The sequence below is a fragment of the Streptomyces sp. NPDC059851 genome (assembly GCF_042732005.1).
GTDB lineage: Bacteria > Actinomycetota > Actinomycetes > Streptomycetales > Streptomycetaceae > Streptomyces.
Map to the genome: position 1 here is coordinate 7,601 of NZ_JBHWJJ010000076.1, position 13,813 is coordinate 21,413.

13 protein-coding genes are annotated in these 13,813 nt (G+C 74.4%); 2 read left to right on the forward strand and 11 right to left on the reverse strand.

The features are described from left to right. Nucleotides 1-240: 240 nt before the first annotated feature. Nucleotides 241-834, reverse strand: a complete 594-nt coding sequence (locus ACFV7Q_RS23915; protein WP_385431315.1) for a TetR/AcrR family transcriptional regulator — start codon at nt 832-834, stop codon at nt 241-243. A 105-nt stretch (nt 835-939) separates the two neighbouring features. Here ACFV7Q_RS23915 and wrbA point away from each other — a divergent pair, with 105 nt between their 5' ends. Continuing rightward, nucleotides 940-1,536, forward strand: coding sequence for an NAD(P)H:quinone oxidoreductase (wrbA, locus tag ACFV7Q_RS23920; RefSeq protein WP_385431316.1), 597 nt, complete (start codon nt 940-942; stop codon nt 1,534-1,536). A gap of 84 nt (nt 1,537-1,620) precedes the next feature. Here the strand turns inward: wrbA and ACFV7Q_RS23925 are convergent, their stop codons facing one another. The 4 genes from ACFV7Q_RS23925 to ACFV7Q_RS23940 form a co-directional block, all read right to left on the reverse strand. Then, nucleotides 1,621-2,517, reverse strand: a complete 897-nt coding sequence (locus ACFV7Q_RS23925) for an alpha/beta hydrolase family protein (RefSeq protein WP_385431317.1) — start codon at nt 2,515-2,517, stop codon at nt 1,621-1,623. Nucleotides 2,518-2,776: 259 nt separating this feature from the next. Continuing rightward, on the reverse strand, nt 2,777-4,084 hold the full coding sequence (gene kynU / locus ACFV7Q_RS23930; protein WP_385431318.1) for a kynureninase: 1,308 nt from the start codon (nt 4,082-4,084) through the stop codon (nt 2,777-2,779). Continuing rightward, nucleotides 4,077-4,922 carry a tryptophan 2,3-dioxygenase family protein gene (locus tag ACFV7Q_RS23935; RefSeq protein WP_385431319.1) on the reverse strand — a complete coding sequence of 282 codons (846 nt, stop codon included), beginning with the start codon at nt 4,920-4,922 and terminating at the stop codon, nt 4,077-4,079. Before ACFV7Q_RS23935 ends, kynU begins: the two co-directional genes overlap by 8 nt. Before the next feature lie 316 nt (nt 4,923-5,238). Then, nucleotides 5,239-5,655, reverse strand: coding sequence for a DUF3151 domain-containing protein (locus ACFV7Q_RS23940; RefSeq protein ID WP_385431320.1), 417 nt, complete (start codon nt 5,653-5,655; stop codon nt 5,239-5,241). A gap of 215 nt (nt 5,656-5,870) precedes the next feature. On the opposite strand from ACFV7Q_RS23940, the gene ACFV7Q_RS23945 reads away from it, so the two are divergent. Then, a complete protein-coding gene (locus ACFV7Q_RS23945) occupies nt 5,871-7,262 on the forward strand; it encodes an IS701 family transposase (RefSeq protein WP_385431321.1) in 1,392 nt (463 codons plus the stop codon). A gap of 166 nt (nt 7,263-7,428) precedes the next feature. Here the strand turns inward: ACFV7Q_RS23945 and fbaA are convergent, their stop codons facing one another. The 6 genes from fbaA to ACFV7Q_RS23975 form a co-directional block, all read right to left on the reverse strand. Then, nucleotides 7,429-8,451 carry a class II fructose-bisphosphate aldolase gene (gene fbaA / locus ACFV7Q_RS23950; protein WP_385431322.1) on the reverse strand — a complete coding sequence of 341 codons (1,023 nt, stop codon included), beginning with the start codon at nt 8,449-8,451 and terminating at the stop codon, nt 7,429-7,431. Between the two features lie 271 nt (nt 8,452-8,722). Next, a complete protein-coding gene (gene pyrE / locus ACFV7Q_RS23955) occupies nt 8,723-9,262 on the reverse strand; it encodes an orotate phosphoribosyltransferase (protein WP_385431323.1) in 540 nt (179 codons plus the stop codon). 10 nt (nt 9,263-9,272) lie between these two features. Next, a complete protein-coding gene (locus ACFV7Q_RS23960; protein ID WP_385431324.1) occupies nt 9,273-10,091 on the reverse strand; it encodes an aldose 1-epimerase in 819 nt (272 codons plus the stop codon). Between the two features lie 31 nt (nt 10,092-10,122). Next, a complete protein-coding gene (locus ACFV7Q_RS23965) occupies nt 10,123-11,049 on the reverse strand; it encodes an SRPBCC domain-containing protein (protein ID WP_385431325.1) in 927 nt (308 codons plus the stop codon). Nucleotides 11,050-11,167: 118 nt separating this feature from the next. After that, on the reverse strand, nt 11,168-12,808 hold the full coding sequence (locus ACFV7Q_RS23970; RefSeq protein WP_385431326.1) for a polyamine aminopropyltransferase: 1,641 nt from the start codon (nt 12,806-12,808) through the stop codon (nt 11,168-11,170). A 140-nt stretch (nt 12,809-12,948) separates the two neighbouring features. Next, nucleotides 12,949-13,491: a DUF2617 family protein gene (locus ACFV7Q_RS23975; protein WP_385431327.1), complete on the reverse strand. Its 543-nt coding sequence runs from the start codon at nt 13,489-13,491 to the stop codon at nt 12,949-12,951. Between the last annotated feature and the right edge of the window lie 322 nt (nt 13,492-13,813).

Below are 13,813 nucleotides of genomic sequence, written 5' to 3' on the forward strand. Positions count from 1 at the left end.
CGGGGGGGGGGGCCGGGGGGGGTCCCCCCCCCCCACTTAATAATTTACTCAATACACGGGGGGGGGGGCCCCCCGCCCGCCCCCCCCCCCCCTCCGGGTCTGATGACTGGGGGGCGACTGGAAATCGCAGGTCCCCGGCAGGCTCGGGGGCGGGGTCAGCGCCGGCGTCGGCGCACACCCTTCCCGGCCACGGGCGCCGTAGCGGTCGGAGGCGTCCGCGACCAGGTCGGCCGACGCGGGTCAGACCGCTCCCAACAGTGCGTCGATGCTCGCCTTGATCCGGTCGGCCGACACCTCCCGGTCCACCGTCAGGTGCTCGAACAGACTCGGCACGAACGGGGCGAGCAGCAGGTGGGCGAGGACCGGAGCGTCCACCTCCGGCCGGGTCTGCCGGAGCAGCATGGCGACGTGCGTGTGCATGGTCAGGTAGGCGCCGCTGCCGTACCGCGCACCCGGCCGCGCGGCCTCGGCAGCGGCCATCACCGCCGGGCAGCCGACCAGCCGCTCGGCCAACGTGCACAGGAACGCCCGCAGCCGCTCCTCCGGCGGCGCGCCGGGCCCCAGCGGCGGGGGACCACTGAGGAAGGCTTCCTGGAAGCGCCGCTCGTCGTCGTCGAGCAGCGCGAGCAGCAGCTGACTGACGTCCCCGAACCGCCGGTAGACCGTGCCGACCCCCATCCCCGCGGCGTGCGCGACGGCGTTCATGGTGACGGCGTCCGGCCCCTGCTCGGCGACCAGGCGCGCGGCCGCGTCCAGGATCTTCCGTCGGTTGCGGGCGGCGTCCGCGCGCTCCGGCGGGGCCTGGCCCGAGACGGGGAGTTCGATGCGGCTCATACCCAGAGGCTACCGGACACCCCCTTGCCAAACGGATCGCTATCCGTTTAACTCTGAACCACCGAAGGAACCGGATTTCGATCCACTTAGGCAGGGAAGCCCGTCATGAGCGCCAAGGTCGCCGTCATCTACTACTCCTCCACCGGGAACGTCCACGAGCTCGCGAGGGCGGTCGCCGAAGGCGCCGAGAAGGCCGGCGCCGAGGTCCGGCTCCGCCGGGTGCCCGAACTCGCCCCGGACGCCGCCATCGACTCCAACCCGGCTTGGCGCCGGCACGTCGAGGACACCAAGGACGTCGAGATCGCCACCCTGGACGACCTCGCCTGGGCCAACGCCTACGCCATCGGCTCGCCGACGCGGTACGGCAACGTCTCGGGCCAGCTGAAGCAGTTCCTCGACACCACCGGCGGCCTCTGGCAGCAGGGCGTCCTCGCCGACAAGCCCGCCACCGGCTTCACCAGCGCCCACAACACCCACGGCGGCAACGAGTCCACGCTGCTCGCCCTCTACAACACGTTCCACCACTGGGGGTCGATCATCGTCTCCCCCGGCTTCACCAACCCGGCCGTCTTCGAGGCCGGCGGCAACCCGTACGGCACCTCGCACCCGGCGAGCACCGGCGAGGTGAGCGAGGCGACCCTGACGGCCGCCCGCTACCAGGGCGAGCGCCTGGCGACGATCGCGGCGCGCCTGGCGGTCTGACACCCCGGCGTGACCGCACCCCGCGCTGACCGCCCCCGCCGCTGACCGCCCCCGGCGGCCGGGCCCCGCTGCGCCGCTGCGCCGCTACCAGGCCAGCTGCGAGATCTCCTCGGCGACCACCGCGCATGCGTCGGCCGCCGGGTCGATCAGCGGGAAGTGGCCGATGCCGTCCAGCAGGGTCAGGCCGACCGTCTCCCCCGCCTTCGCCGCCGCGGCCACGTACGACTCGGCGACCGCCGCCGGGACGACGATGTCCTCCCGGCCCTGCACCACGGTCGTGGCGATCCCCGTCGGCAGCAGCGCCGCCGGGTCCGCGTAGGGGACCCGCTCCGCCCAGTGCGCCTCCCCGCCCAGCAGCTGCGCCGACGCGCCGCCGCACACGCCGAGCTTCTCCGCCACCTCGAAGTCCGCGATGGGGGCCAGCGCCACCACCCCCCGCAGCACCGGCGGGGCGGGCAGCCGCCAGCCCGCCGGGGCGTCGGGCGGCAGGACGTGCCGGGCCGCCGCCCACAGCGCGAGGTGGCCGCCCGCGGAATGGCCGGTGAGTACCGTACGGCGCAGGTCGGCCTGCGGAAGGCGGGCGGAGGCCAGCCCGGGCAGGGCGTCCAGCGCCGCGGCCACGTCGTCGAAGGTCTCCGGCCAGCGGCCGGCGACCGACCCCCCGGCGTTCTGGTGCGGCAGCGAACTCCCGCGCCGGTACTCCACGCTGGCCACGGCGAACCCGCGCCGCGCCAGGAAGTCGGCCAGCGGCGACACGTGCTCCCGGTCGTACGGGGCCCGCCAGGCGCCGCCGTGCAGCAGCACCACGAGGGGAGCGGAGGCAGGCGCACCCGCGCCGTCGTCGGCGGCCCGCGGGGCGTAGAAGTCGATCACGTGGTCCGGGTGGTCCCCGTACGCGGCGGACGCGTCGGGGGCGACCGGCGGGTGGGCGAAGGCCGAGGCGGCCTCGGCGGCGTCCCGTTCGACTGCGGGGTCCGTCATCGGCTCAACCTCTCGGTAACGCGGGGGACTGCTGTTCCGGCTGCCGGGGTTCGCAGCCGGGCAGTCCCGGCCCGCGACGGCGGTTCCGGGTTCCCGGTTCCTCCGCTCCGGCAGAGCCGGACCGTATCAGGCCGGAACAGGCCTGTCCCCGGAGGGCTTTGTCACGTACCCGAGCCTGCATGGAAACGGGCCGCGGCGGGCAGGGATCATCCCCCGCCCGCCCCGTGCCGTGACGTTTCACTCCGGGTTCACCCGGACGTCACCCGAAAACGTGACCCAGCGTCCGGGCCGCACGTTCCGCATCGGCGAAGCCCACGTACAGCGGCGTGAACCCGAACCGCAGCACGTCCGGAGCCCGGAAGTCGCCGATCACCCCGCGGGAGATCAGCTCGTCCATCACCGCGCGGGCGTTCTCCGTGCGCAGCGACACCTGGCTGCCGCGCTCCGCGTGCGGTACCGGAGTCACCGACTCGACCTTCCCGGCCGGGACGTACGCGGCCACGCACTCCAGGAAGAAGTCGGTCAGCGCCAGGGACTTGGCCCGTACGGCCGCCACGTCCACCCCGTCCCAGGCGTCGAGCGCCGCCTCCAGGGCCAGCATCGACAGGATGTCCGGGGTGCCGACCCGGCCGCGGACCGCTCCCCGGGCCGGCGCGTAGTGCGGGGTCATCGCGAAGGGCTCCGCGTGGCCGTTCCAGCCGGGCAGCGGGGAGTCGAAGGCCGCCTGGTGGCGTTCGGCGATGTAGAGGTACGCCGGCGAACCGGGTCCGCCGTTGAGGTACTTGTACGTGCAGCCCACCGCGAGGTCGACGCCGTGTTCGTCGAGGCCGACGGGCAGGGCGCCCGCCGAGTGGCACAGGTCCCAGACGATGACCGCGCCCGCGGCGTGCGCCGCCCGGGTGGTTCCGGGGAGGTCGTGGAGCCGGCCGCCACGGTAGTCGACGTGGTTGAGCAGGACGACGGCCGTGTCCTGCCCGCGCTCGCGCAGCACCGCGGCCGCATCGGACGGGTCCACCGGGACCACGGTCAGGCCGGTGAGCCGGGCCGCCGACTCGGCTATGTAGCCGTCCGTCGGGAACGTGGTCGCGTCGACGAGCAGCTCGGTGCGGCCGGCCCCCGCCAGGCGGGCGGCGCCGACCAGCGCCTTGAAGAGGTTGACGCTGGTGGAGTCTCCGACGACGACCTGGCCGGGGGCCGCGCCGACGAGCGGGGCGATCCGGTCGCCGATCCGCTCGGGGGCGGTCCACCAGGTGCCGCTGCTCCAGGAGCGGATCAGCTCGGTGCCCCACTCGTGCGCGACGACCTCGGCCACGCGGGCCGCGACGCCCGCGGGGAGCGCGCCGAGCGAGTTCCCGTCGAGGTAGACGACGCCCTCGGGCAGGGTGAAGCGCTCGCGGAGCTTCGCCAGCTCGTCGGCGGCGTCGAGCTGCGCGGCGCGCGCGGCCAGGTCCGCGGCCGGAGCGGCGGGCACGGAAGCGGCGGGCACGGAAGCGGGCGGAGCGGCCGGTACGGAAGCGGCGGGTGCGGTCGTGCCGGTTCCGGTGGCGGCATCGAGGGCGTCAGACATGGCTGCGCGCCGTCCACAGCTCGGGGAACACGTTCTTCGCGGCGCGCTTCTCCAGCCAGGTCACCCCGGCGGAGCCGCCCGTACCGGTCTTCGCGCCCATCGCGCGGCGGGTGGCGACCAGGTGGTCGTTGCGCCAGCGCCACACGAGCTCCGCGACGTCCGTGAGGGCCTCGCCGAGCCGGTGCAGGTCGGGGTGCAGGTCGGGGTCCTCGTACAGGGAGGTCCAGACGGCCTCGACCTCGGCCGAGGCCTCGTAGCGCTGCGCGAGGTCGCGGTCGAGGACGGCCTGCGGGACCGGCAGGCCGCGGCGGGCCAGGAGGCGCAGCACCTCGTCGTAGAGGCTGGGCTCGTGCAGGGCCTTCTCCAGCTCCGCGTGGACGCGCGGAGCGCCGCGGTGCGGGACGAGCATGGAGGCCGACTTCTCACCGAGCAGGAACTCCATCCGGCGGTACATCGCCGACTGGAAGCCGGAGCCCTCGCCGAGGGCGGCGCGGTACGAGTTGAACTGGCCGGGGGTGAGCTGGGCGAGCGGGCGCCAGGAGGCGTTGAGGGCCTCCAGCTCGCGGAGGGATCGTTTCAGCGCGTCCATCGCGACGGGGACGCGGTCCTCGCGGAGGGCCTTCGCGGCCGTCTCCCACTCGTGGACGATGACCGTGAACCACAGCTCCATGACCTGGGTGGTGACCAGGAAGACCATCTCGCCGGGATCGTCCGAACGAAGGTGCTGGAGGTGGGTGAGGACGTCCGCCTGGACGTAGTCCTCGTACGGGGTCGTGCCGTCGAAGTCGAGGTTCGGGGTTTCCGAACCGGCTCCGGAGGCATCAAGGGTGTTCGACATCGCTGTCTCCTCGACACGTGCTTCCGGGTAGCGGTCCGCTCCTTCCGATTGGGTATGTGGAGCCCCGGTCCCCTGCCCGCATCATAGGACCGCTTCCCGGCCACCCTCCAATGGCGAGTGACCGGGGTCACAGACACGTTTCGGACACGGGAGGGGAAGGCCGGGAGGGGCGCGCGCGACATCACGAGCGGCAACCGGAACAGCGGCGGGAGTGGGAGCGGCGGCGGAAGCGGCGGCAGGAGCGGACAGGGGTACGGCCGGCCGCGGACGGCCGGCCGTACCCCCGCGTCCCGTCCGCGTGCCGGGAAAGGGCGGGTCAGGCGGCGCCGAGGACCTCCGCCGCCGTCTCGGAGGAGTCGCGCAGGAAGGTCGTGCAGCGCTCGTACTCCTCCTTCTCGCCGATCGCCCCGGCCGCGCGGGCCAGTGCGTACAGGGCGCGCAGGAAACCGCGGTTCGGCTCGTGCTCCCACGGGACCGGACCGTGGCCCTTCCAGCCCGCGCGGCGCAGCGCGTCGAGGCCGCGGTGGTAGCCCGTACGGGCGTACGCGTACGCCTCGACGGTGCGGCCGGCGGCGAAGGCCTCGTCGGAGAGGACCGCCCAGGCGAGGGAGGAGGTCGGGTGCGCGGCGGCCACCTCGACGGCGGGCGTGCCCGCGGCGATCGCCGCGCGGCCCGGCTCGTCGGGGAGGTGGGTGGGGGCCGGGCCCCCGAGCAGGTTCTGGTGAATGGCCATGGTCCAAGTCTGGGGCATCCGGCCGGGGATGCGCGGCCCTCCCCCGGTGGCACGGTCCCCGCGGGGCGGTGGTGGCGGGGCCACCACCGCGTTGCCGGCAGGCGGCCGATGGTGGGCGCCCCACCACCCGGCGGCCGAGTCAGGTGCCCGGCACACCTCCCCCGGGACGGGGCCCGGGGCGGACGGTAGGAGGGCCATCGACGAAGGGGGAAGTCGTGAACACCGCCATCAGCCCGCGCATCGGCACCGCCACCGCAACCGCCTCCCGCACCGCCCCGCGCCCCGTCCCGGGCGCCCGCACCCACCACCGGACCGGGGCGGCGGCCCCCGCCTCCGGCTTCCTCGGCGGCGGCGCGGACGGCGCCGGCGTCGACGAGGCCGTCGAGGAACTGTGCGCGACGGTGTTCTCCTGCCTGCGGCGCAAGGACCAGCGCGAGCGCGGCCGCCAGTACGTCCGCGGGCTGCTGGCGACGCAGGGCCGCAAGTCGATCCGCAACATCGCCCAGCAGGTCAGCGGCGGCGACGCGGCCGGCGGCGGCAGCGCGGCCGTGGAGCAGAGCCTGCACCACTTCATCGCTGCGTCGACCTGGGACTGGCAGCCGATCCGGACCGCGCTGGCGCAGTACCTGGGGCAGACCGCCCCGCTCAACGCCTGGGTGGCGCAGCCGATGGCGATACCGAAGGGCGGTGAGCATTCGGTGGGCGCCGGGCACCGCTTCGACCCGCACCGGGGCCAGATGTTCCGCGGTCAGCAGGCGTTCGGGATCTGGTACGCGTCGGCCCGGCTGGTCACCCCGGTGGGGTGGCGGCTGTTCCTGGACGAGGAGTCCGCGCAGGAGCCCTCGCAGGACTCCGTGCAGGAGGCGGGCCCGGGCGGCGAGGAGTCGTACGGGGGCTGCGCGGTCAGTGGCGTGCTGAACACGGTGCGCGAGTCGGGCATGGCCGTCCGGCCGGTGGTCCTGGACATCCGGGACATCGCGACGCGGGCCACGCTGAACCGGTTCGCCGAGGCGCGGGTGCCGGTGGTGGGGCGGATCAACCCCGCGGCGCGGCTGCTGGTGACGGATCCGCGGCTGCCGGGCTTCGGTGCGGGGACGCTGGCCGCGCGGGACATCCTGCAGAACGTGCGCGGCCTGCGGATGCCGGTGGAGTGGCCCGACCCGGCGGTGCCGGGGGCGCGGCGCACGTCGCTGGTGGCCGCGGTGCGGGTGATGGTGCCGGATCCGGCGCCGGGGCGGCGGCGCGAGGTGCTGCTGTTCGGGGAGTGGGAGGCGGCCCGGCGGCAGCCCACTCAGCTGTGGGTGACGGACATGGTGCGGACGGACCCGGCGGTGCTCGTGCGGCTGACGAAGACGGCGCTGCGGGTGTCGGCGGCGTCGGCGGCGAGCGTGCAGGAGGTGGGCCTGCGGGACTTCTCCGGGCGGTCGCTGCCTGGCTGGCACCGGCACGTGACGCTGGCGTCGGTGGCGCACGCGGCCCGCTGCCTGGGCGCTGCGCCCGCGCTCCCGGCGCCCCGGCCGCTGGACCTCCCGCCCGCCGCGGCCCGGCACGCCCTGCGCCGCCCGGGCCCGGCCGCCCGGCCCCACCCCGCCCTGGCCGCCCGCTGACCGGAGCGTCCCGCCCGTGGCCGTGCGGAGCGCCGAGACCTCCCGGTCCGGGTCCGCGTGCCCGCGTGCCGGAACCGGGGCCGGCAGCACCACGCCCGACGCCGGAGGGCCCGGCGCACGTCGCGAGGACGTGCACCGGGCCCTCCGGTCGTGCGGCCCTAAGGGGTCACTTCAGGCGGGTGCCCGTGGAGCGCAGGTTCGCGCAGGCCTCGGCCACGCGCTTGGCCATGCTCGCCTCGGCCAGCTTGCCCCAGGTGCGCGGGTCGTAGGTGGACTTCTTGCCGACCTCGCCGTCGACCTTCAGCACGCCGTCGTAGTTCTTGAGCATGTGGTCCGCGACGGGGCGGGTGAAGGCGTACTGGGTGTCGGTGTCGAGGTTCATCTTCACGACGCCGTTCTCCAGCGCGATGGCGATCTCCTCCTCCGTGGAGCCGGAGCCGCCGTGGAAGACGAAGTCGAACGGGCTGGTCTTGCCGTACTTCTCGCCGACGCCCTCCTGCAGGTCCTTCAGCAGCTCCGGACGCAGGACGACGTTGCCCGGCTTGTAGACGCCGTGCACGTTGCCGAAGGAGGCGGCCAGCAGGTAGCGGCCCTTCTCGCCCAGGCCGAGGGCTTCGGCGGTGCGGATCGCGTCCTCGACGGTGGTGTACAGCTCGTCGTTGATCTCGTGGGTGACGCCGTCCTCCTCGCCACCGGTCGGGGTGATCTCGACCTCAAGGATGATCTTCGCGGCGGCGGCGCGGGGCAGCAGCTCCTGCGCGATGGCCAGGTTGTCGGCCAGGGTCTCGGCGGAACCGTCCCACATGTGCGACTGGAACAGCGGGTTCCGGCCGGCCTTCACGCGCTCCTCGGAGACGGCGAGCAGCGGGCGGACGTAACCGTCCAGCTTGTCCTTCGGGCAGTGGTCGGTGTGCAGCGCGATGTTGACGTCGTACTTGGCGGCGACGATGTGCGCGAACTCGGCCAGGGCGACCGCGCCCGTGACCATGTCCTTGCTGTGCTGCCCGCCCAGGAACTCCGCACCACCGGTGGAGATCTGGATGATGCCGTCGCTCTCGGCCTCCGCGAAGCCGCGCAGGGCAGCGTGCAGGGTCTGGCTCGAGGTCACGTTGATGGCCGGGTAGGCGAACTTGCCTGCCTTCGCCCGGTCGAGCATCTCGTTGTAGACCTCGGGGGTTGCGATGGGCATCTGTCCGCTCCTTGGGTGTGCGGGGAGTGTGCGATTGCTGACCCTGACCTGGGGGCGACGTAACCGTCGCGCCTATCTTTCCAGACTCCGCGTGACACTCCACCCGTGCCGGGTGGGCGGATTCCGGAAATCGCGCCACCCGGCCACAAAAGGGCAGGTCAACCCCTGTACGGCAGGGGAACCGGGGCCTCGGTTGCAACCGGGACCGATTCCGGAATGCAAGACCGGAGGGTCCGGGACCCGGGCCGCGGCCCCCGGCGGGGGTGCGCCGTCAGGCCAGGCCGAGGTCGGTCAGCTCGTAGCCGGTCAGGTACGGCAGGCCCGCCGCGGCGATGGCGTCGGCGGCACCGCGGTCGACGATCGTGGCGACGGCCACGACCTCGCCGCCCGCCTCGCGGACGGCCTCGACGGCGGTCAGCGGGGAGCCGCCGGTGGTGGAGGTGTCCTCGACGACCAGGCAGCGCTTGCCCCGGACGTCGGTGCCCTCGATGCGGCGCTGCATGCCGTGCGCCTTCTGGGCCTTGCGCACGACGAAGGCGTCCAGGCGCCCGCCGCGCGCCGCGGAGGCGTGCAGCATCGAGGTGGCGACGGGGTCGGCGCCCAGGGTCAGGCCGCCGACGCAGTCGTAGTCGAGGTCGGCGGTGAGGTCGAGCATGACCTGGCCGACCATGGGGGCCGCCTCGCCGTCGAGGGTGATCCGGCGGAGGTCGATGTAGTAGTCGGCCTCCTTGCCGGAGGAGAGGGTCACCTTGCCGTGCACGACGGCCTTGTCCTTGATCTGCTGCAGAAGCGCATCGCGTACGTCACTCATGGGCCCGAGCTTAGTTGCGCGGGCCGGTCCCTACGACAGGCGGCGCCAGGCGGCGCCAGGTCCACGTCGTGGCGACCTCCAGCGGGTCCACGGGCGTGACCAGCCGCGGCAGGGTGTTCAGCCCGTTCGGCGGGCCGGACTGCGGCTCCACGCACACGGCCTCGGGCTGCTCGTCGTAGACGACGACCCACTGGGCGCGGCTGGAGACCTTCAGCTCCAGCTCGCCGGGCCAGGTGAGGGTGGCCTCGACCCCGTACGGCATGCCGAAGCAGTCGTCCCAGGGCCCGGGCTGCGGGTCGATGCGCTTGCCGGTGGGGAGGTGGTCCTCGCCGCGCTCCTCCTGCCAGGCGGGGCTGAAGTCGAGGCGTACGTCCTCGCCGCCGGCGCCGAGGTTGCGCAGGAACCAGGGGTGCCAGCCGGCCTGGGCGGGGAAGGAGTCCCCGTACGTCTCCACCCCGAGGGTGAGGGTCAGGGAATCGGGGCCCAGTTCGACGACCTGGGTGACCCGGCCCGGGTACGGCCAGGGCTCGGCCAGGTCGTACGTGAACGCCGCCTCGGTGGCGTCGGCGTGGGCCCGGCGCCAGGGGGCGTCGCGGCCGAAGCCGTGGATGGCGTGCGGCGGCTCGTTGACCGGCAGCCGGTGGACGGCCGCCCCGTCGCGGAACTCCCCGTACGCGGTGCGCCCGCACCAGGGCACCATCGGGAAACAGCCGTACCGGGGGCCTTGGCGCAGCAGTTCCCTGCCGTCGATCCGCAGGCTGCCGATCCGGCAGCCGTTGTCCTGGTCGACCGTCACCTCGGCGCCGCCGGCGCTCAGTTGCGTGCTCATGCAGCCGAGCCTAACGACCCGCGGCGCGGGATCAGCGACGCCTGCGCAGGGCCCGGCCGAGCACGACCGCCGAGGCCAGGGCGAGGGCGGCGGCGGGGGCGAGCCAGCGCAGTCCGGCGCCGACGGTGGCGGAGGCGGGTGCGGGGACCGGGGCGTAGCGGCCGCGCGGGGGCGCGTGGTCGACCTCCTCGGCGCTGCGGCCGATCATGGTGCGGCGGGCGTGGGCTGCTTCGGCGGGGGGCTGCGGAGAGCCGGTGACCGCGTCGAGGTCGCGCAGCCGGTCCAGCTCCCCGAAGTCGGAGGCGCTCCCGATGTCCTCCAGGTCTCCGAGGCCACCGAGCTCGCCGAGGCCGCCGAGGTCCCCGATGCCGCCGGGGTCCTCCTCGGGGGAGTCAGGGGAGGCGGGCCGCCGTCCGGTGCCGGAGGCCCCGGCCGCGCCCGGCTCTTCCGCGCCGTCCGCGCCGTCCGGCCGGCCGGCCAGCGCCGCCAGGTGTGCGGCGGCCCGGTCCAGCAGCCGCTGCACGGCGGTCTGCACCGCCTCCGGTGCGAAGCCCGCGGCCCGCCCGCCGGCTTCGCCCTCGGCGGTGAACTCCAGCGAGGTCCCGCCCTCGGCCGCCGCCAGACGCAGATCGACGGACAGGGCGACGGTGCCGCTGCCGCGGATCTCGGTGCCCGCGCCGGACACGGCGAAGTGGTCCGGGTCCCGCTCGGTGACGGTCAGGGTGCCGCGGTAGGTGACGGTGTTCGGGCCGACCTTCAGTTTCAGCCGGCCCGACACGGGCTGCCCGGCCCCGGCGTCCGCCCGCGCGTCCGGGGCGGCGTCCGCCCGCGCGTCCGGGGTGGCGTCCGGGGCTGCGTCCGGCTGGAGCCCCGGTACGCAGCGGGCCACCCGGGCGGGATCGCGCAGAACGGCGCGGAGACGGTCTGCCGGGACCGGAACGAACACCTGATGCTCCATGTGGTCGAGCCTACCGACGACACCCCCTGCCGCACCCGGTCGGCGGGGCACGGGTTCCGTGTCCCCGCCCGCGGGCCCCCGCACCCGGGCCTGCCCGGGCCCGTCCCGCCGGGGCGCGTCACGAGTACCGCGGACGGGGCAGCGTGGACGGCGGCAGCCCGGGCACCCGCATCCGCGCCGCATCGCGCGCCGCGTCCCGCAGGGACTGCGTGGTCAGCGAGCGCAGCCCCGGCGTGTCCTGGCCGACGCGCAGCTGCGGGGCCCGGTCGCGGCCCGCCAGGACGAAACCCCAGTCCTGCGGTGGTGCGTCGCTCACGCCGGGGCTGCGGTCCGGTCCTGCGGCGAAGCCGGAGCGGCGGCCGCCCGCGCTGTAGGGCACGGTGCGCAGACCGGCGGCGCGCAGGGTGGCTTCGACGGTCCAGTAGGTGTGCGGGCGGGTGACGAGCGGGCCGGCGTGCACGACGATCCGCCCACCGGGGGCCAGGGCGCGGGCGGCGAGCCCGTAGAACTCCTGCGAGTACAGCTTCGTACTGGGCGTGATGCCCGGGTCGGGAAGGTCGGAGACGATGACGTCGAAGCGGCGGTGGGCGGCCGGGCCGCGCAGCCAGCGGAACGCGTCCTGCGTGACGACGCCGAGGCGCGGGTCCTCGTGCGCGCGACCGTTGAGCGCGGACAGCATCGGGTCGGTGCGGGCGAGGCGGACCACGCCGGGGTCGAGGTCGACGACCGTGACGGACGCGACGTCGCGGTGGCGCAGCACCTCGCGGGCGGCGAGCCCGTCGCCGCCGCCGAGGACGAGGACGTGGCGGTGCGGGCCGGTCATGGCGGGGTGGACGAGGGCCTCGTGGTAGCGGTACTCGTCGTAGCCGCTGACCCGCAGCCGGCCGTCGAGGAACAGGTCGAGGGAGCGGGGGGAACCGGTGGCGGGACCGGTCAGCACGAGTTCTTGTATCCCGGTCTGGTGGGCGACGCGCACCTCGCCGCCGTAGACGGCGCGCCGGGCGACCTGCTCGAAGTCGTCGGCGAGGGCGGTGGCGCAGCCGAGGACGACCAGGACGGCGGCATTGGCGCAGACCAGCAGCCAGCGGGAGCGGCGGCTGAGGTCGCGGCGGAACAGCCACAGGACGAGGCCGGCGCCGACGACGGCGTTGACGGTGCCCGTCAGCACGGCGCCGGTGAGCTGGCCGAGCACCGGTAGCAACAGGAAGGGGAAGGCGAGGCCGCCGACCAGGGCGCCCACGTAGTCGGCGGCGAACAGGTCGGCGACGGCCCCGCCCGCGTCCTGGCGGCGGATCCGCTGGATGAGGACCATCAGCAGGGGGATCTCCGCGCCGATGAGCACGCCGATGACGAAGGAGAAGGCGACGAGCGCGGGCCGGGACTCCCCCAGCCAGGCGAAGCTCGCGTACAGCGACATGGCCGAGAGTCCGCCGAGCAGCGCGAGGGCGGCCTCGATCACGGCGAATCCGAAGGCGGGCCGGTTCCGCAGTCGTTTGGCCAGCAGGGAGCCGACGCCCATGGCGAAGACCATGACGGACAGCACGACGGAGGCCTGGGTGACGGAGTCTCCGATCAGGTAGGAGCCGAGGGCGAGCAGTTCCAGCTCGTAGACGAGACCGCAGGCGGCACAGACGAACACGGTGGCCAGGACGAGGAGTCGGCCGGTCCGGGGCCCTACGGGAAGGGCGGCCGGGACGGTCTCCGTGCCCCGCGGCTCCGGAGCCGGGAGCACCCGGCGCGGAACGGAACGGTCGATCATGCAGCGAACCGTACGTCACCGCCCACACACATCAGGTCACCCACATGGGTGTAAGTAGGGTTTCGCTCCCCCCAGTTGGCGCAACCTGTGAGCCGTGCGGGCGAGGCCGGAGCACCACGGGCGCCGGGGCCGGAGCACGGTCACCGGGCGGCGGCCTCCCGGGTACCGGTGTGCGCGCCGGCGCGCACACCGACCCTCGTTCGGGTGGCCACCAACTGGCCTTCCTGTGGGTACGCGTGCCAGGTCCGCCAGCGGACCTGACCCTCGTGGCGCTGCGCGAGCAACGCGGTGAAGGCGTGCGGGCTGCCCGGAAAGGTTCCGGCCAATCCGTTCGGGTGATCCGCGACCAGCGCGAGGAGCTCCTGCGCCCGGCCCGCGAACGAGCCCTGGGACAGGGTCTCGACGCGCGCGGCGAACTCGTACTCCCAGCCGCCCATCCGCTTGGCCACGCCGAGGGGCAGCGGCGTACGGCTGCCGGGCATGCAGGCGACCGTCTCCGAGCAGAGCACCGCCCCCTCCTCGAGGAGCACCTGGTGGGAGGCCCCGAGCAGGCGCAACTCCACCTTTGCACTTGCCAGTTCGAGGTGCAGCACGGCCAGGGCGGGCAGCCGGTCCCGTCCCAGGGCCCAGGCTAGGTCGGCGGCACGCGTGTCGGTGTAGGTGGTCTGGAGGGTCGTGAGCATGAGTCGGCTCCGCAAACGCGCGAGGGAGAGGGGCCGGACCCCGCCAGCGGTAGTCAACGGGTGGGGGGACACCGGCTCGGGTCCACAGGAAGTCCCGGGAGGTCCGGGGACTGGTCTACTCAACCGAGGGAATCATGAAAGGCACGGCACTCACAGCGTTTTTACCCAACATGGTTGGGTTTACATCCCCGCGGGGGCTCCACAGTTCACGTGTTCACCGGCTCCGCCGAACGGGCGGGCCCCGGGCCCTGGAACGGGCCTCGGCGCGGGCCGGGAAGACCGGCCGGGACGCGCCCGGGCACGGTCCGGGCCGACCTCCGCC

What these genes read in the sequence shown, in the direction of transcription:
- ACFV7Q_RS23915 (WP_385431315.1), bottom strand. Translation starts at nt 834, where the DNA reads ATGAGCCGCATCGAACTCCCCGTCTCGGGCCAGGCCCCGCCGGAGCGC.
- wrbA (WP_385431316.1), top strand. Translation starts at nt 940, where the DNA reads ATGAGCGCCAAGGTCGCCGTCATCTACTACTCCTCCACCGGGAACGTC.
- ACFV7Q_RS23925 (WP_385431317.1), bottom strand. Translation starts at nt 2,517, where the DNA reads ATGACGGACCCCGCAGTCGAACGGGACGCCGCCGAGGCCGCCTCGGCC.
- kynU (WP_385431318.1), bottom strand. Translation starts at nt 4,084, where the DNA reads ATGTCTGACGCCCTCGATGCCGCCACCGGAACCGGCACGACCGCACCC.
- ACFV7Q_RS23935 (WP_385431319.1), bottom strand. Translation starts at nt 4,922, where the DNA reads ATGTCGAACACCCTTGATGCCTCCGGAGCCGGTTCGGAAACCCCGAAC.
- ACFV7Q_RS23940 (WP_385431320.1), bottom strand. Translation starts at nt 5,655, where the DNA reads ATGGCCATTCACCAGAACCTGCTCGGGGGCCCGGCCCCCACCCACCTC.
- fbaA (WP_385431322.1), bottom strand. Translation starts at nt 8,451, where the DNA reads ATGCCCATCGCAACCCCCGAGGTCTACAACGAGATGCTCGACCGGGCG.
- pyrE (WP_385431323.1), bottom strand. Translation starts at nt 9,262, where the DNA reads ATGAGTGACGTACGCGATGCGCTTCTGCAGCAGATCAAGGACAAGGCC.
- ACFV7Q_RS23960 (WP_385431324.1), bottom strand. Translation starts at nt 10,091, where the DNA reads ATGAGCACGCAACTGAGCGCCGGCGGCGCCGAGGTGACGGTCGACCAG.
- ACFV7Q_RS23965 (WP_385431325.1), bottom strand. Translation starts at nt 11,049, where the DNA reads ATGGAGCATCAGGTGTTCGTTCCGGTCCCGGCAGACCGTCTCCGCGCC.
- ACFV7Q_RS23970 (WP_385431326.1), bottom strand. Translation starts at nt 12,808, where the DNA reads ATGATCGACCGTTCCGTTCCGCGCCGGGTGCTCCCGGCTCCGGAGCCG.
- ACFV7Q_RS23975 (WP_385431327.1), bottom strand. Translation starts at nt 13,491, where the DNA reads ATGCTCACGACCCTCCAGACCACCTACACCGACACGCGTGCCGCCGAC.